This is a genomic window from Streptomyces sp. MNU76, assembly GCF_020982545.1.
GTDB lineage: Bacteria > Actinomycetota > Actinomycetes > Streptomycetales > Streptomycetaceae > Streptomyces.
The window spans coordinates 1-1,546 of record NZ_JAJKLK010000036.1 but is presented as its reverse complement, the minus strand read 5'-3'; the positions used below and the strand labels follow the sequence as shown (position 1 = coordinate 1,546).

General features: G+C 66.8%; 1 protein-coding gene and 1 pseudogene. One reads left to right on the top strand and one right to left on the bottom strand.

The genetic code is table 11. The annotated features are described in order from the left end of the window. Positions 1–420 precede the first annotated feature (420 nt). On the top strand, positions 421–1,086 hold the full coding sequence (locus E4N62_RS47745; RefSeq protein WP_230224796.1) for a group II intron maturase-specific domain-containing protein: 666 nt from the start codon (positions 421–423) through the stop codon (positions 1,084–1,086). A 224-nt stretch (positions 1,087–1,310) separates the two neighbouring features. On the opposite strand, the pseudogene E4N62_RS47740 reads toward E4N62_RS47745, so the two are convergent. Next, positions 1,311–1,546: pseudogene (locus E4N62_RS47740) on the bottom strand (hypothetical protein); the annotation flags it as partial.

Sequence of the window (1,546 nt, the reverse complement as noted above, 5' to 3'; positions counted from 1 at the left end):
CTGAGGAGTCTCGGCATCCCGACCGTGGCCGACCCGCGTAGTCCAGGCGACGCTGAAACTGGTGCTGGAACCCATCTTTGAGGCTGACTTCACGCCGGTCTCCTACGGGTTCCGCCCAACCGGAGGGCGCACGACGCGATCGCCGAGATCCACTTCTGGGGCACCCAAGGCTACCGCCAGGTCCTGGACGCGGACATCGAGGCGTGCTTCGACTCGATCGACCACACGGCCCTCATGGACCGGGTGCGTTCCCGAGTCAGGACAAGCGCGTGCTCGCCCTGGTCAAGGCGTTCCTGAAGGCCGGAATCCTGCGGGAGACCGGGACAATGGAGCCATCCGAGACCGGCACCCGCAAGGCAGGATCTCTCCGCTGCTGGCCAACATCGCGCTGTCCGCGCTCGATGAGCACGTGATGGGGCCGTGGAAGCCAGGCGGGACGATGTCCAGCGACTCGCGACGCTTCACGCGGGTGGCCAGAACCTGCCGAACTGGCGGATCGTGCGCTACGCGGACGACTTCGTCGTGCTCGTCAGGGGCGAACGCCACCACGTCGAGGCGCTGAGAACGGAGATCGGCGAGGTCCTGGCCCCGCTCGGACTGCACCTGTCGAAGTCCAAGACGCGCGTGGTGCACATGGCCGACGGGTTCGACTTCCTCGGCTTCCACATCAAGTGGATGCGCAAACGGGGAACGGACAAGCACTACGTCTACACCTTCATCGCGGACAAGCCAGTCCGTGAACTGAGGCGGAAGATCCGGGCGCTGACCCACCGGAGGTCACAGGTCCCCTTCGCCGCCGTGCTGTCGAGGATCAACCAGATCCTTCGCGGCTGGGCCAACTACTTCAAGCACGCCGTCGCCAAGCACACGTTCAACACCTTGCGGTCGTTCGTGTGGTGGCGGGTGGTCAACATGATCACGTATCGGCGGCGCATGACGTGGTCGGCCCTGCGCCGACAGTTCAAGGGCCCCTCGGGCTGGCGGCAGATTGCCCTGGACGGAGTCATGTTGTTCAACATCGCCGCGGTGACGGTCACCCGCTACCGCTGGCGCGGCTTGAACATCCCGACACCGTGGACCGCATAGATCATCGAGCCAACGGCAGGAACCTGTGGAGAGCCGGATGCGGTGAGAGTCGCACGTCCGGTTCGGTGAGCGGCCCGGGGAAACGGAGTCGGAGAAATCCGACCACCGCGTCCCGGGCCGACTCTCCTTCTTCGCCCACCTGATGCGCACCCGCCGCCTGGCACGCGACTTCGAACGCCGCACCACCAGCGCCGAGGCGATGGTCTGCTGGTCGATGACCCTGCTCATGACGCGCCGCCTTGCCCGGCCGGGCCCTGGGCGAGGGTGAACCGGCCCGGCTGCCGCTCTGCCAGCCAGCCCCGCGCGACCAGGCGTTTCGCCTTCGACCGCAGCGCCTCCACCTTCGCCGGCACCGCGTCCAGGCCGAACGCCACGGCCATCTCCTGGCAGGTCAGCGGCTTGATGGAGCCGATGCCGGTCCGCGAGGGACTGAAGGATGCGCTGATAGTCCACCGACACA